Annotated in this window: 16 protein-coding genes; 3 read left to right on the top strand and 13 right to left on the bottom strand. The window is 74.4% G+C overall.

Features of this window, described 5'->3' with window-relative positions; genetic code table 11:
• Positions 1-55: 55 nt before the first annotated feature.
• The 4 genes from ABTY40_RS09280 to ABTY40_RS09295 form a co-directional block, all read right to left on the bottom strand.
• Complete coding sequence (locus ABTY40_RS09280; protein WP_502990537.1) at positions 56-1,600, bottom strand: ABC transporter substrate-binding protein; 1,545 nt, start codon at positions 1,598-1,600, stop codon at positions 56-58.
• A 139-nt stretch (positions 1,601-1,739) separates the two neighbouring features.
• Complete coding sequence (locus ABTY40_RS09285; protein ID WP_352058948.1) at positions 1,740-3,293, bottom strand: MFS transporter; 1,554 nt, start codon at positions 3,291-3,293, stop codon at positions 1,740-1,742.
• Positions 3,294-3,389: 96 nt separating this feature from the next.
• Positions 3,390-3,803, bottom strand: a complete 414-nt coding sequence (locus tag ABTY40_RS09290; RefSeq protein ID WP_352058949.1) for a RidA family protein — start codon at positions 3,801-3,803, stop codon at positions 3,390-3,392.
• Complete coding sequence (locus tag ABTY40_RS09295; protein WP_352058950.1) at positions 3,800-4,978, bottom strand: acyl-CoA dehydrogenase family protein; 1,179 nt, start codon at positions 4,976-4,978, stop codon at positions 3,800-3,802. The genes ABTY40_RS09290 and ABTY40_RS09295 overlap by 4 nt, the downstream gene beginning before the upstream one ends.
• 162 nt (positions 4,979-5,140) lie before the next feature.
• Here ABTY40_RS09295 and ABTY40_RS09300 point away from each other — a divergent pair, with 162 nt between their 5' ends.
• Together ABTY40_RS09300 and ABTY40_RS09305 are read left to right on the top strand one after the other, a co-directional pair.
• Entirely contained in the window at positions 5,141-6,763 is a 1,623-nt protein-coding gene (locus ABTY40_RS09300; RefSeq protein WP_352058951.1) for an AMP-binding protein, read from the top strand.
• A 64-nt stretch (positions 6,764-6,827) separates the two neighbouring features.
• A complete protein-coding gene (locus ABTY40_RS09305; RefSeq protein ID WP_352058952.1) occupies positions 6,828-7,658 on the top strand; it encodes a PaaX family transcriptional regulator in 831 nt (276 codons plus the stop codon).
• Here ABTY40_RS09305 and ABTY40_RS09310 read toward each other — a convergent pair.
• On the bottom strand, positions 7,651-10,005 hold the full coding sequence (locus tag ABTY40_RS09310) for a bifunctional salicylyl-CoA 5-hydroxylase/oxidoreductase (protein ID WP_352058953.1): 2,355 nt from the start codon (positions 10,003-10,005) through the stop codon (positions 7,651-7,653). The genes ABTY40_RS09305 and ABTY40_RS09310 overlap by 8 nt on opposite strands.
• 2 nt (positions 10,006-10,007) lie before the next feature.
• On the bottom strand, positions 10,008-10,835 hold the full coding sequence (locus ABTY40_RS09315; protein WP_352058954.1) for an enoyl-CoA hydratase family protein: 828 nt from the start codon (positions 10,833-10,835) through the stop codon (positions 10,008-10,010).
• Between the two features lie 193 nt (positions 10,836-11,028).
• On the opposite strand from ABTY40_RS09315, the gene ABTY40_RS09320 reads away from it, so the two are divergent.
• Positions 11,029-11,511: an ATP-binding protein gene (locus ABTY40_RS09320; RefSeq protein ID WP_352058955.1), complete on the top strand. Its 483-nt coding sequence runs from the start codon at positions 11,029-11,031 to the stop codon at positions 11,509-11,511.
• Here the strand turns inward: ABTY40_RS09320 and ABTY40_RS09325 are convergent.
• The 7 genes from ABTY40_RS09325 to mmuM form a co-directional block, all read right to left on the bottom strand.
• A complete protein-coding gene (locus ABTY40_RS09325; RefSeq protein WP_352058956.1) occupies positions 11,465-12,898 on the bottom strand; it encodes an amino acid permease in 1,434 nt (477 codons plus the stop codon). The genes ABTY40_RS09320 and ABTY40_RS09325 overlap by 47 nt on opposite strands.
• A gap of 164 nt (positions 12,899-13,062) precedes the next feature.
• Positions 13,063-14,079, bottom strand: a complete 1,017-nt coding sequence (gene argF, locus ABTY40_RS09330; protein WP_352058957.1) for an ornithine carbamoyltransferase — start codon at positions 14,077-14,079, stop codon at positions 13,063-13,065.
• 151 nt (positions 14,080-14,230) lie between these two features.
• Complete coding sequence (locus ABTY40_RS09335; protein WP_352058958.1) at positions 14,231-15,463, bottom strand: arginine deiminase; 1,233 nt, start codon at positions 15,461-15,463, stop codon at positions 14,231-14,233.
• 113 nt (positions 15,464-15,576) lie between these two features.
• Positions 15,577-16,959 (bottom strand): hypothetical protein, encoded by a 1,383-nt coding sequence (locus ABTY40_RS09340; RefSeq protein WP_352058959.1) that lies wholly within the window; start codon positions 16,957-16,959, stop codon positions 15,577-15,579.
• A 434-nt stretch (positions 16,960-17,393) separates the two neighbouring features.
• The gene (locus ABTY40_RS09345) at positions 17,394-19,949 is read right to left on the bottom strand and encodes a polynucleotide kinase-phosphatase (protein ID WP_352058960.1); all 2,556 of its coding nucleotides are present in this window, start codon (positions 19,947-19,949) and stop codon (positions 17,394-17,396) included.
• Positions 19,946-21,415 (bottom strand): 3' terminal RNA ribose 2'-O-methyltransferase Hen1, encoded by a 1,470-nt coding sequence (locus ABTY40_RS09350; protein WP_352058961.1) that lies wholly within the window; start codon positions 21,413-21,415, stop codon positions 19,946-19,948. Before ABTY40_RS09350 ends, ABTY40_RS09345 begins: the two co-directional genes overlap by 4 nt.
• Before the next feature lie 286 nt (positions 21,416-21,701).
• A complete protein-coding gene (mmuM, locus tag ABTY40_RS09355) occupies positions 21,702-22,616 on the bottom strand; it encodes a homocysteine S-methyltransferase (protein WP_352058962.1) in 915 nt (304 codons plus the stop codon).
• Positions 22,617-22,623: the final 7 nt, after the last annotated feature.

A 22,623-nucleotide genomic window follows, 5' to 3' on the forward strand; every position in this document is an offset into this window, starting at 1 on the left:
GGGAGGGTCCCCGGGGCCGGGCGCCGACCCGAGGGGCGGGCCGTCGTCCGGGCGGTCATCGGAGGTGGGTGCGGGCGGTGACGAGTTCGCGCTCGCGCGGGTCGTGGGCCGCGTCCACGACGTGGGCGGCCTCGCCCTGGATCACGCGTTCGTGGAGCATCGGCACGGCGGCGTCCGTGGCGAGGACGGCGGCTTCGGCGTCGAGGACCGCGCGGCGGCGGGCGTCGCCGGCCGGGGTGCCGGCGGCGGTGGTGAGCGCCCGGTCGACCGCCGGGGCGGCGAGCTGGGAGATGTTGAAGGAGCCGTCCGAGGCGAAGTCGCTGTAGAGGTACGCGGCGGGGTCGCCGGAGTCGAGGACGGTGGCCCGGGAGAGGACGAAGGCGTCGAACTTCCCGGCGAGCGCGTCGGCCTCGATGTGGGCGTACTCGCGGATGTCCAGCTCGACGGTGAAGCCGGCCTTCCGGAGCTGCTGCTGGAGGAGCTGGGCCGTCTCGGGCAGTTCGGCGCGGTCGGTGAAGGTGCCGAGGGTGACCGTGGTGCCGCGCGGGGCGGCGGGCGCGTCCGGGCGGCGCACGGGGCGGCGCAGCTCGGCGGCCCAGGGCAGGGCGGGGCCGAGGAGGCCGTGGGCGAGGTCGGCGCGGCCCTCGTACACCCCCGTCACGAGGGCGCGGGCGTCGACGGCCCGGCGGGCGGCGGCCCGCAGGGCGGGGTCCTTGAAGGGGCCCCGGCGAGTGTTGAGGTAGAGGGTGTTGGTCCGGGGCATGGGGACCTCGGTGATCAGGTCGGGATCCAGGAGCCGGGCCTGGGAGACGGGGACGGCCTCCACGATGTCGGCCTCTCCGCTGCGCAGGGCGGCGGCGCGGGCGGTGCCGTCGGGGACGTACCGCACGTCGATGCCGGGGGCCTTGGGGCGGCCGCCCCAGTAGCGGTCGTACCGGTCGAGGGTGGCGGAGACGGTGCCGTCGGCGCGGACGAGGACGAAGGGGCCGGTGCCGGCGCCGACGGGGTTCACGGTCCGGCCGCGGTAGGCCTTGGCGGCGAGGATCGACAGCTGGGGGGAGCTGAGGCGCTGGGGGACCAGGGGGTCGTCGGCCGCGGTGGTGACGGTGACGGTCCCGGGTCCGGTGGCGCGGGTGGTGAGCTCGACGCCGTCGAGGATCCGGGGCTTGGGCGCGGCCCGGGCGGCGGTGGTGAGGGAGCGGACGACGGCCTCGGCGGTGAGGGGGGTGCCGTCGTGGAAGGTGACGCCCTCGCGGAGGGTGAAGGTCCAGGTCCGGCCGGTGCGCTGCCAGGCGGTGGCGAGGGCGGGGACGGCGTTGCCGTCGGGGTCGAGCCGGACGAGGGTCTCGGCGGTGGACCAGCGGGAGAGCTTGAAGGCGTCGTCGGAGAGCGGGGAGAGGCCGGAGCGGGGCGGCTGCATCATGGCGACGCGGATCCGTCCGCCGGAGGCCGCGTCGCCGCCGTTCCCCGGCCGTCCTTCGCTTCCGGGGGCGCCGCCGGAGCCGGCGAAGCAGCCGGTGAGCAGGGTCGCCGCCGCGGTGGTGAGGGCGAGGGCGGTGGTGAGTGGGCCGCGTCGGGGCGTGCGGCGGGTTTCGGGCAGGCGGAACACGGGGGTCCTCAAAGGGCACGGGGGGCGGGTGTGCCGATGACCATAGCAGCATGACAATCGTTTTCATTAACCCGCCCGTGCCCCGCCCGTGCCCCGCCCGGTAGCTCCGCCCTGCGGCCGCCCCAGGGGATCAGCCGCCCGGCATCAGCCCGCCGCCCTTGAGCCGCTCGATGTCGGAGGGGCGGACCTGGATGACGGCGAGGGCGATGACGAGGGAGACGATCGCGAAGGCGGCGGCCACGATGAATCCGGCCGAGACACCGGCGGTGAGCACCTCGTCGCCCCAGGGAGGCGGCAGTTGCCCGGTCTCCGCGAACCGGGCCTTCTCGGCGGGGCCGGCCTGGGAGAGGAAGGCCGGGACCTGCTGGTCGGCCTCGCTCCGGCTGACCGTGCCGAAGACGGTGACGAGGATGGACAGGCCCAGTGAACCGCCCACCTGCTGCGTCACGTTGAGCAGCCCGGAGGCCGCGCCCGACTCGTCGGGGGCCACGCCGGACAGCGCCATCAGGGTCAGCGAGACGAACATCATGCCCATGCCGAGGCTGAAGACCAGCATCGGTCCGAGGATCGAGCCCGCGTAGGTCGAGTGGACGTCGGTCAGGGTCAGCCAGGACAGACCGGCGGCCAGACAGAGCGAGCCGAGGACCATGAAGGGCTTGGGACCGTACTTCGGCAGGAGCTGGGAGGTGAAGCCGGCGGCGACCGCGATGACCGCGCTCACCGGCAGGAACGCGAGGCCGGCCTCCAGCGGGCTGAAGTCCAGGACGCTCTGCACGAACAGGGTCAGGAAGAAGAACATGCCGAAGATCGCGGCGGCGAGGCCGAGCATGATGCCGTAGGTGCCCGCCCTGTTGCGGTCGGCGAACATGTGCAGCGGGGTGATCGGCTGCCGCGAGCGCCGCTCCACCAGGACGAAGAGGACCAGCAGGACGACGGCGGCGACGAACGAGCCGAGCGTGTACGCGTCGCGCCAGCCTTCCTGGGCGGCGCGGATGAACCCGTACACCAGGGCCACCATGCCGAGCGTCGAGGTGAGCGCGCCTGCCAGGTCGAAGTGGCCCGGGTGCCGCTCCGACTCCTTCACGTGGCGGGGGGTCAGGAGGGCGATGAGCAGGGCGATCGGCACGTTCACGAAGAAGATCCAGCGCCAGTCGAGCCATTCGACGAGGACGCCGCCGGCGAGCAGGCCGATGGCGCCGCCGCCCGCCGAGACCCCCGCGAACACGCCGAAGGCCCGGTTGCGTTCGGGTCCCTCCTCGAAGGTCGTGGTGATGAGGGAGAGCGAGGTCGGCGAGGCGATGGCGCCGCCGACGCCCTGCAGGGCGCGGGCCGCGAGGAGTTGCCAGTCGGACTGGGCGAAGCCGCCGAGCAGCGAGGCGAGGCCGAACAGCAGCACGCCGAAGACGAACACCCGGCGGCGGCCGAGGATGTCACCGGCGCGTCCGCCGAGCAGCAGCAAGCCGCCGAAGGTCAGCGTGTAGGCGTTGACCACCCAGGAGAGGCTGGTGGTCGAGAAGTCCAGCGCGCTCTGGATGTGCGGGAGCGCGATGTTCACGATGGTGATGTCGAGGACGACCATCAACTGGCAGGAGGCGATCACGAACAGGGCGATGCCCTTGCCGTCCCCACCGCTGCCGCGCGGGGAGGTCGCCGCCGGGGTCGTCGGCTTCGGCGTACTACTCATGGTCGTTCATGGCGCATCGCGCCCCCACGGGAGGAGCCGTGGGCCGGTCGGTCCACTGTTCGACCCTAAGCCCGCCCCGGTCACCTTTCCAGTCGATCAGGCGGGGGGCGGGTCGTCCAGGACCGCGAAGCCGTCGAGCTCGACCCGCGCCTGCTCGTCCCAGAGCCGTACGACACCGACGACGGCCATCGCCGGATAGTCCCGGCCCGCCAACGACCGCCAGACGCGCCCCAGTTCGTGGGCGTGCAGACGGTAGTCGGCGACGTCGGTGGTGTAGACCGTGACCCGGGCCAGGTCGGCCGGGGTGCCTCCGGCGTGCCGCAGCGCGGTCAGGAGGTTGCCGAGCGCGGTGGCGAACTGCTCGGTGAGGGTCTCCCCCACGACCTTGCCGTCGGTGTCCAGCGCGGTCTGTCCGGCGAGGAAGACGAGCCGCGAGCCGGTGGCGGTGACCGCGTGCGAGAAACCGGTGGGCGGTGACAGTTCTGCGGGGTTGTGCCGGTGCAGGCTCATCGGGTCCGGGCCTCCTCGTGCGGGGCGGGAGCGCTCGCGGGCCCCTCCCCCGCCGTGCGCGCCCTCCCGTACAGCTCCTTGGCGACGATCGCGCGCTGGACCTCGCTCGCGCCTTCGTAGATCCGGGGGGCCCGCACCTCGCGGTAGAGGTGTTCGAGGAGGTGGCCGCGCTGGAGGGCGCGGGCGCCGTGCAGCTGGACGGCGGAGTCCACGACGTACTGGGCGGTCTCGGTGGCGAACAGCTTCGCCATGGCCGAGCGCCGGGGCACCTCCGGGTCGCCCGCGTCGTACGCGGCGGCGGCCGCGTACACCAGGAGTCGGGCGGCCTCCGTGCGGGTGGCCATCTCGGCGATCCGGTGGGAGACCGCCTGGAGGTCGGCGAGGACGCCGCCGAAGGCGGGACGGGCGGCGGTGTGGGCGAGGGCCGCGTCGAGGGCGGCCTGCGCCATGCCGACGGCGAAGGCGCCGACGCTGGGCCGGAAGAGGTTGAGGGTGTTCATCGCGACCCGGAAGCCGCCATCGGGCGGGCCGAGCAGGTCCTCGGGGCCGACCGGCACCCCGTCGAAGGTGAGGGTGCCGAGGGCGTGCGGGGCGAGCATGTCGAGCGGTTCCCCGCCGAGGCCCGGCCGGCCGTCGGGGACGAGGAAGGCGGTGACGCCGCGTGCGCCGGCGCCCCGGGTGGTGCGGGCGAAGACGGTGGCGAAGTCGGCCTCGGGGGCGTTGGAGATCCACTGTTTCTCGCCGTGCAACCGCCAGCCGCCACGCCCGTCGGGGACGGCGTCGAGCGCGAGGGCGGCGGCGTCGGAGCCCGCGCCCGGCTCGGAGAGCGCGAAGGCGGCGACGGCCCGTCCGGCGGTGGCCTCGGGGAGCCAGCGGGCCCGCTGCGCGGGGGTTCCGAAGGCGGCCACGGGATGGGTGCCGAGCCCTTGGAGGGCGAGGGCGGTCTCGGCCTCGGTGCACTCCCGGGCCAGGGACTCGCGCAGCAGGCAGAGGTCGAAGGCGCCCGCCCCGACGACGCGGGCGAGCAGGCCGAGCTCGCCGAGCGCGGCGACGAGGGGCCGGTTGACGCGGCCCGGTTCGCCCTTCTCGGCGAGGGGGCGCAGGCGCTCGGCGGCGAGGGCGCGGAGCTCCGCACACCAGGTGATCTGTTCCTGATCGAGTGAGAATGCGGGCATGTGGGCCCTCTCCGACGCCCTCGGGCGTCCCTCGTCCCGCGCCCTGGAGCGCGTGTGCCACGGCGCCCTCCGGCACCCTTGTCGCGAACCGTTGACTGTCGTCACCATCACGATACGCTCGTGGGGCGCCGGACGACCCCACCTCGACAGGGGGACGGATCCATGGAGCTGACGCCCTCGGCCCATCTCGACACCTTCGCCCGCGACCACCTGCCGCCGCCCGAACGGTGGCCGCGCCTCCTCTTCGAGCTGCCGGAGCTGACCTACCCGGAACGGCTCAACTGCGGCACGGAACTCCTCGACCGCACGCTGGAACGATTCGGCGCGGACCGGCCGGCCTTCCACGACGGTGACGGCGGGGTGTGGAGCTACGGGGAGCTACGGGACCGGGTCGACCGGATCGCCCACGTCCTCACCACCGACCTCGGCCTCCGACCCGGCAACCGCGTCCTGCTCCGGGGGCCCACCACCCCGTGGCTCGCCGCCTGCTGGCTCGCCGTGATGAAGGCGGGCGGGGTGGCCGTCACCGTCCTCGCCCAGCAGCGCGCACCCGAACTCGCCGTCATGGCGGAGATGGCCCGCTGCACCCACGCGCTCTGTGACACCACGGTCCTGGACGAACTGCTCGCCGCCCGGGTGCCGGGCCTGCGCGTCACCCCGTACGGCGGGGACGGCCCCGAGGACCTCTTCACCCTCGCGCGGCACCGGTCCGGTCCGTACGAGGCGGTGGCGACGGCCGCCGACGACGTGGCCCTGATCGCGTTCACCTCCGGCACCACCGGGCGGCCCAAGGGCTGCGTCCACTTCCACCGGGACGTCCTCGCCGTCGCCGACACCTTCTCGGCCCACGTCCTGCGGCCCGCGCCCGACGACGTCTTCGCCGGTTCGCCGCCGCTCGCCTTCACCTTCGGCCTGGGCGGCCTCGTCCTCTTCCCCCTGCGGGCCGGAGCGAGCGCGGTGCTCCTCGCGCAGGCCGGTCCTAAGCAGCTGCTCGCCGCCGTCGAACGCCACCGGGTCTCCGTCCTCTTCACCGCCCCGACCGCCTACCGCGTGATGCTCGACGAGCTGGACGCGGGCACCGCGCCGGACACCGGCTCGCTGCGCCGCTGCGTCTCCGCCGGGGAGAACCTGCCCGAGGCGACCTGGAAGGCCTGGTACGCGCGGACCGGGCTGCGCCTGATCAACGGCATCGGGGCGACCGAACTGCTCCACATCTTCATCTCGGCCGCCGACGGCGACATCCGCCCCGGCACGACCGGCCGCCCGGTGCCCGGCTGGCAGGCCCGGGTCGTCGGCCCCGACGGGGCTCCGGTCCCCGACGGTGAGGAGGGGCTGCTCGCGGTGCGCGGGCCGGTGGGCTGCCGCTACCTGGCCGATCCGCGCCAGGCCGAGTACGTCCGGGACGGCTGGAACATCACCGGCGACACGTACGTCCGCGAGCCGGACGGCTACTTCCGGTACGTCTCCCGGGCCGACGACATGATCATCTCCGCCGGTTACAACATCGCGGGACCGCAGGTGGAGGAGGTGCTGCTCGGCCACCCGGACGTCGTGGAGACGGCGGTCGTGGGCCGTCCGGACCCGCTGCGCGGCCAGGTCGTGGTCGCGTACGCGGTGGTACGGGACGGGGTGCCGCGCGACTCGGTGACGGCCGCCTCGCTGCGGGCCTTCGTACGGGCCCGTCTCGCCCCGTACAAGTCGCCGCGCGAGATCGTCTTCCTGGACGCCCTGCCGCGCACGGCGACCGGCAAGCTCCAGCGCTTCCGCCTGCGGGATCCCGCCTGACGGGCGGGCGGCGGAGGTACCGGCGGGTCCGCGCGGGTGACACGACAGGCCTAAAGTGATCACCGTGGCCGAGCAGCACACCCCCCGTTCCCTGATCGTCTCGTTCTACGGCGCCTACGGCCGTGGTCCCGACGACGCCCCCGTACCGGTGGCCGCGCTGATCCGGCTGCTCGCCGTGGTCGGTGTGGACGCGCCGTCGGTGCGGTCCTCGGTGTCGCGGCTGAAGCGGCGCGGGCTGCTGCTGGCGCGCCGGACGGCGGACGGGGCCGCCGGGTACGCCCTGTCGGAGGAGGCGCGCCGGCTGCTCGACGACGGCGACCGCCGCATCTACGCCCGGACGGAGCCGAAGCTCTCCGAGGGCTGGGTCCTCGCCGTCTTCTCCGTGCCGGAGGCGGAGCGGCACAAGCGGCACCTGCTGCGCTCCCGGTTGGGCCGGCTCGGCTTCGGCACGGCGGCGCCCGGGGTGTGGATCGCGCCGGCGCGGCTGTACGAGGAGACCCGGAACACCCTGGAGCGGCTCGGGCTCTCGGCGTACGTCGACCTGTTCCGGGGCGACCACCTGGGATACACGGCGACGGCCGGGGCGGTGGCCCGCTGGTGGGACCTGCCGGCCATCGCCGCGCTGCACGAGGAGTTCCTGGCGGCCCACGAACCGGTGCTGCGGGCCTGGCGGACCGGGAACGGCGGCAGCGCCGAGGACGCCTACCGGGACTACCTGTACGCCCTGGACTCCTGGCGCCGGCTGCCCTACGCGGACCCGGTGCTCCCTTCCGAACTGCTGCCGGCCGACTGGCCGGGGCGGCGCTCGGCGGAGGTGTTCACGGCCCTGCACGAACTGCTGCGGGACCGGGGTGCGGAGTGCGTGCGGGGGGCCACCGGCACGGGGGTCAGCTGACCGGGTCCCGGCGGCCCGTCGGGGGCCGGCGGCTGCCCGCGCGGTACGGGGCGGGCCAGGGGGCGGCCGGGCCCCGGTAGTCCTGCTCGGCGGCGGCGTGCAGGGTCCAGTGCGGGTCGTAGAGGTGGGGGCGGGCCAGGGCGCAGAGGTCGGCCCGGCCCGCGAGGAGCAGCGAGTTGACGTCGTCCCAGGAGGAGATGGCGCCGACGGCGATCACGGGGACGCCGGTCTCGTTGCGGATGCGGTCGGCGTACGGGGTCTGGTACGAGCGCCCGTACTCGGGTCTCTCGTCGGGAACGACCTGGCCGGTGGAGACGTCGAGGGCGTCGGCGCCGTGGTCGGCGAAGGCGCGGGCGAAGGCGACGGCGTCCTCGGCGGTGGTGCCGCCCTCGGCCCAGTCGGTGGCGGAGATCCGGACGGTCATGGGCCGGTCGCCGGGCCATACCTCCCGTACCGCGTCGAAGACTTCGAGGGGGAAGCGCAGCCGGTTCTCCAGGCTGCCGCCGTAGGCGTCGGTGCGGTGGTTGGTGAGCGGGGAGAGGAAGCCGGAGAGCAGGTAACCGTGGGCGCAGTGGAGTTCGAGGAGGTCGAAGCCGCAGCGGGCGGCGCGGCGGGCGGCGGCGGTGAACTCCTGGCGCACGGCGGTCATACCGGCACGGTCGAGGGCGTGCGGGGTCTGGTTGACGCCGGGCCGGTACGGGAGCGGGGAGGCGGCGACGAGCGGCCAGTTGCCGTCCGGCAGGGGCTGGTCGATGCCCTCCCACATGCGCCGGGTGGAGCCCTTGCGGCCGGAGTGGCCGAGCTGGACGCCGATCGCGGTGCCGGGTGCCGAGGCGTGCACGAAGTCGGTGACGCGGCTCCAGGCGGCGGCCTGTTCGTCGGTCCAGAGGCCGGCGCAGCCCGGGGTGATCCGCCCGCGTTCGCTGACGCAGACCATCTCGGTCATGACGAGTCCGGCGCCGCCGAGGGCCCGGGCGCCGAGGTGGACGAGGTGGAAGTCGCCGGGGACGCCGTCCTCGGCGACGTACAGGTCCATCGGTGAGACGACGATCCGGTTGCGCAGGGTGAGGCCGCGCAGCGGGAAGGGGGTGAACATCGGCGGGGTGCCGGGCGGGCAGCCGAAGTCGCGTTCGACGGCGGCGGTGAGGGCGGGGTCGCGCAGCCGCAGGTTGGCGTGGGTGACGCGGCGGCTGCGGGTGAGGAGGTCGAAGGCGAAGCGGCGGGGCGGGCGGTCGACGTGCCCGGCCAGCTCCTCGAACCAGCGCAGGCTGGCGGCGGCGGCCCGCTGGGTGGAGGCGACGACCGGGCGCCGCTCGGCCTCGTAGGCGGCGAGGGCCTCGGGGAGGGTGGGGTGGGCGCCGAGGGCGGTCGTGAGGGCGAGGGCGTCCTCGACGGCCAGTTTGGTGCCGGAGCCGATGGAGAAGTGGGCGGTGTGGGCGGCGTCGCCGAGGAGGACGGTGCGGTCGTGGGACCAGCGGTCGTTGACGACGGTACGGAAGGCGGTCCAGGCGGAGTTGTTGGAGCGCAGCGCCCGGCCCCCGAGGGCGTCGGCGAAGATCTTGGCGCAGCGGGAGGTGGATTCGGCCTCGTCCAGCGCGTCGAAGCCGGCCGCGCGCCAGACCTCCTCCCGCATCTCCACGATGACGGTGGAGGAGTCGGCGGAGAAGGGATAGGCGTGCAGCTGCATGACCCCGTACTCGGTCTCCGCGATCTCGAAGCGGAAGGCCTCGAAGGGGAAGTCGGCGGCGAGCCAGATGTAGCGGCAGCGGTGGGTGGTGATCCGGGGGCGGAAGTGGCCGGCGTGGGCCTCGCGGGTGCGGCTGTGCACGCCGTCGGCCGCGACGACGAGGTCGTGGCCGGCGGCGAGGTGCGCGGCGGGCGGGGCCTCGGCGCGGAAGCGGAGCCGTACGCCGAGGTCGGCGCAGCGGGCGTGCAGGACCTCCAGGAGGCGGCGGCGGCCGAGGGCGGCGAAGCCGTGGCCTGTGGAGGTGGTGAGGTGGCCGCGGTGGACGATGTCGATGTCGTCCCAGTGGACGAGTCCGCGGGCGAGTGCCTCGTACACGACGGGGTCGGCGTCCCGGATGCCGCCGAGGGTCTCGTCGGAGAGGACGACGCCGAAGCCGAAGGTGTCGGAGGGCGCGTTCCGCTCCCAGACGGTGATCTCGCGGGCCGGGTCCTGCCGTTTGAGCAGGGCGGCGGCGTAGAGGCCGCCGGGGCCGCCGCCGATGACGGCGACCCGGCCGAGCCGGACGCCACGGGCCGCGGGGGCGGACCGCGGCTCGTCTTCGGGCGCGGCGGTCGGGGCGGGGCCCGTGAGGGCCGGGCCCGCGGGGGTGGGGGCGCGCATGGTCAGCGCCCCCGCCACTTCGGGGGCCGTTTCGCCGTGAAGGCGGCGTGGAACTCCGCGTAGTCCTCGCCGTTCATGAGGAGGGCCTGGGTCGCCGCGTCCAGTTCGACGGAGGCCGCGAGCGGCATGTCGAGTTCCGCGGTGAGCAGGGCCTTGGTCTGGGCGTGCGCCAGCGCGGGCCCGTCCGCGAGGCGGCGGGCGAGCGCGGCGGCGCGCTCCCCCGCGCGCCCCTCCTCGGTGAGTTCGCTGAGGAGGCCGATCCGCTCGGCCTCCGCCGCGTGGACGGCCTCGCCGAGCATGAGGAGGCGGGTGGCGTGTCCGAGGCCGACGACCCGGGGCAGCAGATAGGCGGCGCCCATGTCCCCGCCGGAGAGGCCGACGCGGGTGAAGAGGAAGGCGAAGCGGGTGGTGGGGTCGGCGATCCGGAAGTCGGCGGCCAGCGCGAGGACGGCCCCCGCTCCGGCGGCGACCCCGTGCAGGGCGGCGACGACCGGAAAGGGGCACTCGCGCAGCGCCCGGACGACCTGGCCGGTCATCCGGTTGAAGTCGAGGAGTTCGGCGGTGTCGAGGGAGAGCGTGGCGCCGATGATCTCGTCCACGTCGCCGCCGGAGCAGAAGCCGCGGCCCTCGCCGCCGAGGACGAGGGCGCGGACGGCGCGTTCGCGGGAGAGTTCGGCGAGCAGGTCGCGCAGATCGGCGTAGGCGCCGAAGGTGAGCGCGTTGAGTTTGGCGGGGCGGGCGAGGGTGACGGTGGCGACGCCCTCGTCGAGGTCCAGGCGGAGATGTTGCCAGCGTTCGGTACGGGTCGCGGAGCCGGTAAAGGGGCTCATTCGGCGGCCTCCTTCCTCCACCGGGAGGGTATCACTCTGTTGTGACTATCGTCACGAGTACGCGATACGGCGGGCCGGAGGGGAGGGGCCGCTGGGAAACGGATGTTGCGCCTCGTAAGGTTGAAACCAGGACGTCTCGGGTTCGCCCCCCACTCGCCCGCCCGCCCCTCCTCGGTGAAGGGACCCGCCCCTCATGCCCGAAGCCCCGGCCCCCGCGCCCGGCACCGCCCCCGCTCCCCCGCCGGCCGGCCCTCCCGGTTCCTGGTGCGCGCGGCTGCCGCACACCACGGCCGCGGTCCCGCTGGCCCGCGCCCTCGTCCGTACCGCCTTCGACGACGCCGGGCCCGATGTGGACACCGCCGAGCTGCTCACCGCCGAGCTGGTGGCGAACGCCGTCGAGCACACCGGGGGACGCGGCCCGATCGATCTCGTGGTGGAGGTGTGCGCGACCTCCGGCGGCTGTCAGATCGAGGTCCACGACCCCGAGCCGCCGGAGCCCGACCGGCTGGTCCACCCCGAACCGGGCGAGGTGGACCCCTGGCAGGAGCACGGGCGCGGGCTGCTGCTGATCAGGGCGCTGAGCAGCGACTGCGGCCACCGCCCGACCCCGCGCGGCAAGGCGGTCTGGTTCACGCTCCCCGGGGTGCCCGCGCAGCGCCGTCGCCGGGAGCCGTGACCGCGAGACGTGAGTGGCGGCGCCCGTACACCGCGTACAGCAGGGCGCCGACGGCGAGGAAGACGGCGAACTGGACCCAGGTCGTCCAGCCCGTTCCGGCCATCAGGTAGAGGCAGAAGCCGATGCCCAGGAGCGGGCTGAGCGGGAAGAGGGGCACCCGGAACGAGCGCTTCAGACCGGGGTGGCGGCGGCGGAGCACGATCACCGCGAGGTTCACGACGGCCATGACGGCGAGCGTGCCGATGGTGGTCAGGTCCACGACCACGTCGAGCGGGGCGAAGGCGGCCGGGACGGCGAAGACGGCGGCGACGATCCAGGTGTTGGCCACGGGGGTCGCGGAGCGCGGCGAGACGCGTTCGAAGACGCGCGGGACGAGCCCGTCGCGGGACATCGAGAGCAGGATCCGCGTCTGTCCGTACATCACGGCGAGCACGACGGACGCGATGGCGACGACCGCGCCGAAGGCGATGATCCCGCCGCCGATGGAGGAGCCGGTGACGCGGTCCACGACGAGGGAGAGCGCGGCCGGCTGCCCGGCGACGGCGTCGGCGCCGAGTGCCCCGACGGCGGAGAGCGCCACCGCGCCGTAGAGCAGGGTGACGATCCCGATGCAGATGAGGATGGCGAGCGGGACGTTGCGGCGCGGGTTGCGCACCTCCTCGCCCGCGGTGGTGATCGCGTCGAAGCCGATGTAGGAGAAGAAGGCCACCGAGGCGCCCGCGGTGATCCCGGCGACGCCGTGCCCGGCGAACGGCGAGAGGTGCCCGGCGCGGAAGGCGGAGAAGCCGACGGCGCAGAAGACGAGCAGGATCCCGATCTTCAGGAGGGCCATGGCCGCGGTGGCGCGGGCGCTCTCGCGCACGCCCCGGACGAGGAGACCGGCGGCGAGGGCGATGACGATCACGGCGGGCAGGTTGACCACCCCGCCCTCGGCCGGTCCCGCGGTGAGGGCGGCGGGCAGCCGCAGCCCGGTCAGGCTCTCCAGGAGTTCGTCCACGTACTGGCTCCAGCCGACGGCGACGGCCGAGACGGAGACGCCGTACTCCAGGAGCAGGCACCAGCCGACGAGGAAGGCGGCCCGCTCGCCGAGGCTCGCGTAGGCGAAGGAGTAGGAGGAACCGGAGACCGGGATGGCGCCGCCCAGCTCCGCGAAGGAGAAGGCGGTGAAGACGCAGGTGATCGCGGCGAGGACGAAGGAGAGGACGACGGCGGGGCCGGCCTCGGCGACGCTGCCGGAGAGTCCGACGAAGATGCCGGTGCCGACGATCGCGCCGACGCCGAAGCAGACGAGCTGGAAGAGGCCCATGGTGCGCCGGAGGCCGTGGCCTTCGAGGTCGGCGCCGGACTCGGCGAGGAGTTGCTGCGGCGACTTGATCCGCGAGGACATGCGGGGGTGCTCATCTCTGGTCGTGCGTGCGTGAGCCCCGGGGTGCGGGGGCCGCGCAGGAGGTGGGAGGACACACGGAGGGGGGTCCGGACGTGTGCGTCCGGACCCCCCTGAACCGTGCGATGGTAACCGCACCTCGCATACGGACCCAATCGGGCGCAAAGCTATGCCGGGTCGGCCGTACCGGCGAGGGTGGCGACGAGGACCGCCTTGATGGTGTGGAGCCGGTTCTCGGCCTCGTCGAAGACGACCGAGTGGGCGGACTCGAAGACCTCGTCGGAGACCTCCAGCTCGCTCAGCCCGTACCGGGCGTGGATGTCGCGCGCGACGGCCGTGCCGAGGTCGTGGTAGGCGGGCAGGCAGTGCAGGAACTTGACGTCGGGGTTGTCCGTGGCCCGCAGGACGTCCATGGTCACCGCGTACGGGGAGAGCGCTGCGATCCGCTCGTCCCAGGCCTCCTTGGGCTCGCCCATGGAGACCCACACGTCGGTGACGACGAAGTCGGCGCCGCGCACGCCGTCCTTGACGTCCTCAGTGAGGGTGATGACCGCGCCGCTGGCCTCGGCGAGCTCGCGGGCCGCGGCGACGACCCCGGCCGCCGGCCAGTACGCCTCCGGGGCGACGATCCGGACGTCCATGCCGAGCAGGGCGCCGGTCACGAGGTAGGAGTTGCCCATGTTGAAGCGGGCGTCGCCGAGGTACGCGAAGGCGATGCCGTCCAGCGGCTTGTCCACGTGCTCGGTCATGGTGAGCACGTCGGCCAGCATCTGGGTGGGGTGCCACTCGTCGGTGAGGCCATTGAAGACGGGGACGCCCGCGAAGGCGGCCAGCTCCTCGACGGTGGCCTGGCTGTCACCCCGGTACTCGATCCCGTCGAACATGCGGCCGAGGACGCGGGCGGTGTCCTTGATCGACTCCTTGTGGCCGATCTGGGAGCCCGAGGGGTCGAGGTATGTGGTGGAGGCACCCTGGTCGGCGGCAGCGACCTCGAAGGCGCAGCGGGTGCGGGTGGAGGTCTTCTCGAAGATCAGGGCGATGTTCCTGCCGCGCAGCCGCTGCACCTCGGCGCCCGCCTTCTTGGCGGCCTTGAGCTCGGCGGCGAGCTCGACCAGACCGCGGAACTCCTCGGCGGTGAAGTCCAGCTCCTTGAGGAAGTGGCGGCCGATGAGGTCAGTGGCCATGGGAAGCGCTCCTGTGTGAGGGTGGGGCGGCGGACGGGCCGGGGCACGGGGGCCGCGCGCGGCTCCCTGACCCGGGGACTCTGGAATTGTATACATGGTTCAACATTTATATACAGCCCCCGTCGTCCGGCCGCCCCTCCGACCGGCGCCGTCAGGCCGCGTCCCGCTCCACCGGGCAGCTCATGCAGCGCGGCCCGCCCCTCCCCCGGCCCAGCTCGCTGCCCGGGATCTCGATCACCTCGATGCCCTGCTTGCGCAGATGGGTGTTGGTCGTGACGTTCCGCTCGTACGCGACGACCACCCCCGGCTCCACGGCCAGCACGTTGCACCCGTCGTCCCACTGCTCCCGCTCCGCCGCGTGCACGTCCTGGGTGGCCGTCAGGACCCGGATGTCCTGGAGCCCGAGCGCGGCGGCGATCGCGCTGTGCATCTGCTCCGGCGGATGGTCGGTCACCCGCAGGGACTGGCCCGCGTCCCCGGGTTCGATCGTGTACGAGCGGAGGTTGCCGAGCCCGGCGTACTGGGTGAACGTGTCGTGGTCCACCATCGTCATCACCGTGTCCAGGTGCATGAAGGCGCGCCGCTTCGGCATGTCGAGCGCGACGATCGACCGCGCCGATTCGGCCGCGAACATGCGCCGGGCCAGCATCTCCACCGCCTGCGGGGTGGTCCGCTCGCTCATCCCGATCAGCACGGCCCCGTTGCCGATCACCAGCACGTCGCCGCCCTCGATCGTGGACGGGTAGTCCGGCTGCCCCTCCGACCAGTGGTGGAAGTGGCCGGCGTCCGGGCCGGTGAAGAGGGGATGGTGCTTGTAGATCGCCTCGAAGTGCACGGTCTCGCGCTGCCGGGCGGGCCAGCGCATCGCGTTGATCGAGACGCCGTCGTAGATCCACGCCGAGGTGTCCCGGGTGAAGAGGTGGTTCGGCAGCGGGCCGAGGACGAAATCGTCCAGGTCGAGCGCGTGGAAGCGGACGGAGGTCGGCTCCCGGTGCGCCGCCAGGAACTCACGCTTCGTCATGCCGCCGACCAGCGCCTCCCCGAGCGTGGCGGCGTCGAGCGAGTCGAAGGCGGCGCGCAGGTGGTCGGCGGCGAGCGGCCCGTACTCCTTCTCGTCGAAGACCCGGTCGAGGACGAGCGCCCGGGCGGCGGGCACCTCCAGAGCCTCCCTCAGCAGGTCGCCGAAGAGGTGCACCACCACCCCCCGGTCGCGCAGGACGTCGGCGAAGCCGTCGTGTTCCTGGCGGGCGCGACGCACCCACAGCACGTCGTCGAAGAGGAGGGCGTCCTTGTTGCTCGGCGTGAGCCGCTTCAGCTCCAGATCGGGCCGGTGGAGTATGACGCGGCGAAGCCGCCCGGTCTCGGAATCGACATGGAATCCCATGCGTCCCATCCTGACGGAGCCGGGCGGCGAGAGCCCGTCTTTCGGCGGAGGCCTTTCGGAACGCACGCCTCGGTGGAGGACCCGTGGAGGCCGGGGAGCCGGCTGCCGGGCGGTCACTCCTCGGGCGGGTCGCCCCGGCCTGAACCGGGCCGGGTGGGGCGGGGGAACCGTCTGCGCCGGCCCGGCCGCGCGCGGTCGTAGGGGTCGTCCCTCTCGTAGCGGTCGTACGTCTCGTCACGGTCGTAGGCGTACCGCCGGTCGTCGTCGCGGTCGCCGCGCTCGTACGTGTCCCCCCGGCCGTGCGGGACGTCCCGGCCGTCCGGGTCCTGCCGGCCGTCGCTCCGGTCCCGGTCCCGGCCCCGATCCCGCTCCCGCTCCCGCTCCCGGCTCCGATCCCCTCCCCCTCCCCCTCTCCCTTCCCCTTCGCGTTCGCGTCGCTCGGCGGCCGACTCGACGCGGGTGGGTTCGTGCACCCGCGGGGCGCGGGGCGCGTCCCGGTGGCCGCCGTGCGCGGCCCGGCCCTCCCCCGCGTCCCCGCCCCCCGGGTCCGGCCGCGGCCCGGCCTCCTCGAGAGCGGGCCGGGCCCTGGGGGCGTCGTCACAGGGGCCGGAGGCTCCGGCGGCCTCCGCCCCGCCGAGCGTCCGCAGATACATCAGCACCTGGTACAGGTGGTCGCCGATGTCCTCCCGCCCCAGGACCCCGGTCACGAGCAGCCGGTCGAGGACGGCCGTCACGTCCTGGTGGTCCTCCCGGCCCTCCCGCCCGTCGCGCCGTTCCTGCTGGAGCCGGAGGCGGATCTCCGCCCGCTTGTCGGCGTACCTGGCCACGTGATGGGCGATCCGTGCCAGGTCGCCGCTCCGGAGCAGGGCTTCCACGGCGCGGACGCGGTCGGCGATCCGGGCCCACTCGGCCGCGTCCCTGCGGCGTTCGGCCTCGGCGAGGCGTTCGTCCGCCTCCATCGTGACGCCGAGGGTGTCCCGGCGGGACACCTCCGCCTTGACGGTGGCGTCGAGGTCGATGAAGACGTAGACCCGCGTGCGCAGGCCGATGGACCGGCCGAGCCCGAGGCTCCCGGTGTCGAGTGCGTGCCGTACGGCCTCGTCGGCGCGCTGCGCCTCGGTGATGCCGAACCTCCGGGTGATCCGGCGCAGGGCGTCGAGAAGTTCGTCGTGGAGGAGTTCGGCGACGTCCCAGACCTGTTCCCGGACCACCAGGCGGGGATCGGTCACCGTCCAGTGGACCTTGGCGACCGCCTCGAAGAACACGCCGTCACCGGCGGCCGGCAGATCGAGCCGGAACGCGGTGACGTGCGTGCCGAGCCGCACCTCGAAGACGGTGTAGGGGGAGCCGAAGAGGGGTTTGTCGACGTCCTCGTTGCGGTCGGGCCAGACGATCCGGTGACCGCCGTTGCGGTAGAGGAGGACGGCCGCGATGCCGCCCTTGCGCTGGTACGGGGGTGGTGACTCGCGCAGCAGCGGCCCCCGCGGGCGCCGCACCTCGTCCCGCTCCCCCGGGCCCCGGTCGGGAGGCCGCTCCCGGGCGGCTCCCGCCCGGCCTCCCTCGCCGGCGTGGCCATCGGTGCGGCCATCGGCGCGGTCCTCCGCCGATTCCGCCGACCGGCCGCCCGGCGGTGCCTCCGGTCGCGTGTCCCTGTTCCGTTCCGGCCCGGTCATCGGCTCGCCCTCACCCCCGTACCGCTCGCCCGGCCGCCGGGGCGGGGCCGCCCCGGACGGCCGTGGCGGCCCCGGCTCGGCAACGACACGGCGAGCGAGGCTTGTTGACGACATGTCACCTCAGTCGGAAGAGGCGCGTCAACGGTCACGGGGGGCGCACGAGGAGCGCCACCCCCGGCGCCCCTGCGCCCCCGGGCGCCGACCGGGCCGGGCCGGCCGGCGGCGGCCGGGCCCGGGACCCGGCCGCCGCCTTCGCCTCAGAGCCTCGGGTCGACCGGCTCTGACTCCAGGGCGAGGACGGCGAAGACGGCCTCGTGGACCCGCCACAGCGGTTCGCCGTCCGCGAGCCGGTCCAGCGCCTCCAGACCGAGGGCGTACTCGCGCAGGGCGAGCGACCGCTTGTGCCCGAGCGAGCGCTGCCGCAGCCGTTCCAAGTTCTCGGGCCGGGTGTACTCGGGGCCGTAGACGATCCGCAGGTACTCCCGGCCGCGCACCTTCACACCCGGCTGTCCCAGCCGGCCGGAGGTGTCGCGGACCAGGGCCGCGAGCGGTTTGACGACCATGCCCTCGCCGCCCGCGCCGGTCAGCTCCAGCCACCAGTCGGTGCCCGCGCGGACCGAGTCCGCGTCGCCGGTGTCGACGGTGATCCGGCGGGTGACCTGGAGCAGGCCCGTCGGATCGTGTTCGACGAGCCGGTCCAGGCGGGACAGCTGCTCGTCGTGCGGTTCGGCCGCCAGCGAGCGGCCGCGGGCGGCGAGCACCTGGAAGGGCGCGAAGCGCACGCCGTCCAGGCCGTCGGTCGGCCAGCAGTAGCGGCGGTACGCCTCCGTGAACGCCCGGGCGTCCGCCGCCCGGCCGCGCTGCCGGTCGAGGAGTCCGCCGAGGCCGTCGACCCCGCGCCCGGCCGCCCGCTCGAGCGCGGCGAGCGCGTCCGGGAGGACGGCGCCGGAGGCCGCGCCGACCGCCGCGTACTGCGTGCGCAGCAGCCCGGCCGACTTGAGCGACCAGGGCATCAGCTCGCCGTCGAGCAGCAGCCAGTCGGTGTCCAGCTCGTCCCAGAGACCGGCGGCGCCGATCGCGGTCCGCAGCCGGCCGAGGACCTGCTCGGTGACGTCGGGGTCGGTGAAGAACGGCCGTCCCGTGCGGGTGTACAGGGCCCCCGCCGGTCCGGCGACGCCGAACCGCTCGGCGGCCGCGCCGGCGTCCCGGCAGACCAGGGCCACGGCCCGGGAACCCATGTGCTTCTCCTCGCACACCACCCGCTCCACACCGTCGGCCCGGTACCGGTCGAAGGCCTCGGCCGGGTGCTCCAGGTAGCCGTCCTCCTTCGAGGTGGGCGTGGGCGCCATGGTCGGCGGCAGGTACGTGAGCAGCCGGGGATCGACGGCGAAGCGGCTCATGACCTCCAGGGCCGCGGCCGCGTTCTCCTCCCGTACGGCGACGTTGCCCAGGTGCCGGGTCTCCACGGTCCGCCGGCCGTGCACGTCGGCCAGGTCGAGGGGGCGGCCCTGGTGGCCGGCGGGTGCCCCGGTCGCGAGCGGCCGGGCCGGCTCGTACCAGACCCGCTCGGCGGGGACGTCGACCAGCTCCCGCTCCGGCCAGCGCAGCGCGGTCATCTTCCCCCCGAAGACGGCGCCGGTGTCGAGGCAGATGGTGTTGTTGACCCAGGAGGTGTCCGGGACGGGTGTGTGTCCGTAGACGACGGTGGCCCGGCCCCGGTACTCCTCGGCCCACGGGTAGCGCACGGGCAGGCCGAACTCGTCGGTCTCGCCGGTGGTGTCCCCGTAGAGGGCGTGCGCCCGGACCCGGCCGGAGGTGCGGCCGTGGTACTTCTCCGGCAGGCCCGCGTGGCAGACGACGAGGTTCCCGCCGTCGAGGACGTAGTGGCTGACGAGCCCGTCGATGAATTCCCGCACCCGCTCGCGGAACTCCTCCGGCTCCCGGCCCAGCTGTTCGATGGTCTCGGCGAGCCCGTGGGTCTCCTGGACCTTCCGCCCCTTGAGCCACCGGCCGAGCTTGTTCTCGTGGTTGCCGGGCACGCACAGCGCGTCGCCCGCGGCGACCATCCCCATGACGCGGCGCAGGACGCCGGGCGAGTCGGGGCCGCGGTCGACCAGGTCGCCGACGAAGACCGCCGTACGGCCCTCGGGGTGGCGGCCGTCGACGTACCCCAGCTCGGCCAGCAGGGTCTCCAGCTCGGAGCGGCAACCGTGGACGTCACCGATGATGTCGAAGGGGCCGGTGAGGTGGCGCAGGTCGTTGAAGCGGCGCTCCCGGACGATCCGGGCCGCCTCCACCTCCTCGGCGGAGCGCAGTACGTGGACCTTGCGGAAGCCTTCGCGTTCCAGGCCGCGCAGCGAGCGGCGCAGCTCGCGGCGGTGGCGCGGGATGACGTGGTCCGGCATGTCCGCCCGGTCGGCGCGGCCGGCGTTGCGGCTCCGGCACACCTCCTCGGGCAGGTCGAGGACGATCGCGATCGGCAGCACGTCGTGGGACCGCGCCAGTTCGACGAGCTGCCGTCGGGCCTCGCGCTGGACGTTGGTGGCGTCGACGACGGTCAGCCGGCCGGCGGCGAGCCGCTTGCCCACGATGTAGTGGAGGACGTCGAAGGCGTCCTTGCTGGCGGACTGGTCGTTCTCGTCGTCGGCGACGAGGCCGCGGCAGAAGTCGGAGGAGACGACCTCGGTGGGCTTGAAGTGGCGCCGGGCGAAAGTGGACTTGCCGGATCCGGTCGCACCGACGAGGACCACGAGGGACAGGTCGGTGACGGGCAGGGCGCGGGTGTCGGTCGTGGTCGTGGTCGGGGTCGTCACGGTCCCTCCTCCTTGTCTGCGGGTGCGTCGGTACGGGTGAAGGCGGCCATCTGGGTGGGCGGACCGACTTCGGGGTCCTCCGGGCCTACGGGAACGAGCTCCACCTCGTACCCGTACCGGCCGGCGGCGCCGGCCGCCCAGTCGCGGAACTCCGCCCGGGTCCACTCGAAGCGGTGGTCCCCGTGCCGGGCGTGCCCGGCCGGGAGCGACTCCCAGCGCACGTTGTACTCGGCGTTGGGGGTCGTCACGAGGACGGTACGGGGCCGGGCCGAGCCGAACACCGCGTACTCCAGGGCCGGCAGCCTCGGCAGGTCCACGTGCTCCACGACCTCGCTGAGCACGGCCGCGTCGTAGCCGGTGAGCCGCTTGTCGGTGTAGGTGAGCGAGCCCTGCAGCAGCTTCACGCGGGCGGCCTGCCGCTCCCCCATCCGGTCCAGGCGCAGCCGGCGCGCGGCGACGGTCAGGGCGCGCACGGAGACGTCGACGCCGACGATCTCGGTGAACACCGGGTCCTTCAGCAGGGCCTGCACCAACTGTCCCTGTCCGCAGCCCAGATCGAGGACACGGGTGGCGCCGGCGGCACGCAGGGCTGCCAGGATCGCCTCGCGGCGGTGCTGCGCGAGCGGCACGGGCCGGTCCTCGGTGTCGGTCGCCTCGTCGACGGCGTTGTCGACGTCCTCGACGCCGACGCCTTCCGCCTCGGCGAGCCGGGCCAGTTCGAGCCGTTCGGTGGCCTCGCGGGTCAGGCCCCGGCGTCGCGCGAGGTAGCGGGCGGTGATCAGGTCACGCTGGGGGTGGCCTGCCAGCCAGCCGTCCCCGGCGCGCAGCAGCTTGTCGACCTCGTCCGGTGCCACCCAGTAGTGCTTGGCGTCGTCCAGGACGGGCAGCAGCACGTACAGGTGGTTGAGGGCGTCCGCGAGCCGCAGCTCGCCCTCCAGGACCAGCCGTACGTAACGGGAGTCGCCCCACTCCCCGAACTCCGGGTCCAGCGCGATCGGTTCGGCCTCCACACTGGACCAGCCGAGCGGCCCGAACAGCGCCCGGACCAGCTCGGCGCCGCCCCTGGCGGGCACCGCCGGGATTTCGATGCGCAGCGGCAGCGGCGCGGCGGCGCGCTCGGGCAGGGCGCGGCACTCCCCGTGCAGGGCGGTCTTGAACACCCTGGCGAGGGCGACGGCGAGCAGCGAGGACGCGGCGTAGGGCCGGTCGTTCACATACTGCGCGAGCGCGGAATCGGGGGCTCCGCCCCGCCCCTTCCCCTTCCCGCGCCGCACCAGTGCCACGGGGTCCACCTCCAGGAGCAGCGCGGCGGTGCACCGCTCGGCGCTCGCCTCGGGGTAGAGGACGTGCGCCGTGCCGTAGGAGGTCGAGAACGCCTGCGCCCGCTCGGGATGCTTGTGCAGCAGATGTCCGAGATCGGTCGCGGGCCGCTCCGGGGTGCCGTGGGTACTGATCGTCATGAACACACGCCCGAGTATGTGCGCCCGCCCCCGTGCCCGACGAGGCATTTTCCGGCGGCCGACCCGGGCGGTGACAGCGCTCGGGGGCCTCCCTGCCGGGTGGAGGCAGCACTCGCGGCCCCCCTGCCAGTGGGGCGGGAAGCCCTACCCGGGCACGGGCGCGGGCTCAGGCACGGGCTCGGGTTCGGGGCCGCGCCGGGGACGAGGCGGCCGGGCTCCGGAGCCCGGCCCCGGGGCCCGGCCCGGTCCACCGGGGCCGTCGCGGTACGGCTCCGCACCGCGACGGCCTCCGTCAGGGGGTGGCGCCGCCGGGGAAGAGGGCCGAGAGGGCGGTGGTCGTGGCGGGGCCCACACGGCAGCAACCACCGATCAGGCGGGCCCCGGCGGCGGCCCAGGTCGTGGCGAGGGCCGGGTCGAAGGCGACGTCGCCGCGCCAGCCGCGTGCCGCGGCGTCCCACCGCTCGCCGCTGTTGGGGTAGGCCACGGCCGGTTTCCCGGTCACGGCGACGGCCGTCGCCACGGCCTCCTCGGCGTCGGCCGGGTCGCAGCAGTTCACGCCGACCGCCACCACCTGCTCGTTCCCCGCGGCTACGGCGAACGCCCCGGCCAGCTCCTGCCCGGCTCGGGTCCGCCCGCCGTCGACCGTGTACGAGAGCCAGACGGGCACCCCGCACCCCGCGGCGGCCCGCAGCAGCGCCTCGGCCTCGTCGGCGTCGGGAACCGTCTCCAGGGCGAGGACGTCGGGGCCCGCGCCGGCGAGCACCTCGATCCGGGGGCGGTGGAACCGTTCCAGCTCCCGCACCGACCGCCCGTACCGGCCCCGGTACTCGCTGCCGTCCGCGAGCATCGCCCCGTACGGCCCGACGGACGCGGCGACCCACACCCCTTCCGCCGCGCCCGAGGCCGCCTCGCGCGCCAGCTCCACGCTCCGGACCAGGAGCCGCTCCGCCTCCGCCCTCCGTGTGCCCCGGCGGGCGAAGCCCTCGAAGGTGGCCTGGTAGCTGGAGGTGATCAGGACCCGCGCGCCGGCCCGTACGTAGGCGGTGTGCGCCGCCTCGATCTGCTCGGGCCCGTCGGCGAGGAGCCGCGCGGACCAGAGGGCGTCCGAGAGGTCGCAGCCCTGCGCCTGAAGCTGGTTGGAGAGCCCGCCGTCGAGCACGAGCACCCCGGCGGCGAGCGCCTCCGCGAGCGACCGGTCCGGTGTCATCGCGGCC

This window comes from Streptomyces sp. NPDC126503 (assembly GCF_040302405.1).
GTDB classification, from domain to species: domain Bacteria; phylum Actinomycetota; class Actinomycetes; order Streptomycetales; family Streptomycetaceae; genus Streptomyces; species Streptomyces gulbargensis.

What these genes read in the sequence shown, in the direction of transcription:
- ABTY40_RS09285 (WP_352058948.1), bottom strand. Translation starts at nt 3,293, where the DNA reads ATGAGTAGTACGCCGAAGCCGACGACCCCGGCGGCGACCTCCCCGCGC.
- ABTY40_RS09290 (WP_352058949.1), bottom strand. Translation starts at nt 3,803, where the DNA reads ATGAGCCTGCACCGGCACAACCCCGCAGAACTGTCACCGCCCACCGGT.
- ABTY40_RS09295 (WP_352058950.1), bottom strand. Translation starts at nt 4,978, where the DNA reads ATGCCCGCATTCTCACTCGATCAGGAACAGATCACCTGGTGTGCGGAG.
- ABTY40_RS09300 (WP_352058951.1), top strand. Translation starts at nt 5,141, where the DNA reads ATGGAGCTGACGCCCTCGGCCCATCTCGACACCTTCGCCCGCGACCAC.
- ABTY40_RS09310 (WP_352058953.1), bottom strand. Translation starts at nt 10,005, where the DNA reads ATGCGCGCCCCCACCCCCGCGGGCCCGGCCCTCACGGGCCCCGCCCCG.
- ABTY40_RS09315 (WP_352058954.1), bottom strand. Translation starts at nt 10,835, where the DNA reads ATGAGCCCCTTTACCGGCTCCGCGACCCGTACCGAACGCTGGCAACAT.
- ABTY40_RS09320 (WP_352058955.1), top strand. Translation starts at nt 11,029, where the DNA reads ATGCCCGAAGCCCCGGCCCCCGCGCCCGGCACCGCCCCCGCTCCCCCG.
- ABTY40_RS09325 (WP_352058956.1), bottom strand. Translation starts at nt 12,898, where the DNA reads ATGTCCTCGCGGATCAAGTCGCCGCAGCAACTCCTCGCCGAGTCCGGC.
- argF (WP_352058957.1), bottom strand. Translation starts at nt 14,079, where the DNA reads ATGGCCACTGACCTCATCGGCCGCCACTTCCTCAAGGAGCTGGACTTC.
- ABTY40_RS09335 (WP_352058958.1), bottom strand. Translation starts at nt 15,463, where the DNA reads ATGGGATTCCATGTCGATTCCGAGACCGGGCGGCTTCGCCGCGTCATA.
- mmuM (WP_352058962.1), bottom strand. Translation starts at nt 22,616, where the DNA reads ATGACACCGGACCGGTCGCTCGCGGAGGCGCTCGCCGCCGGGGTGCTC.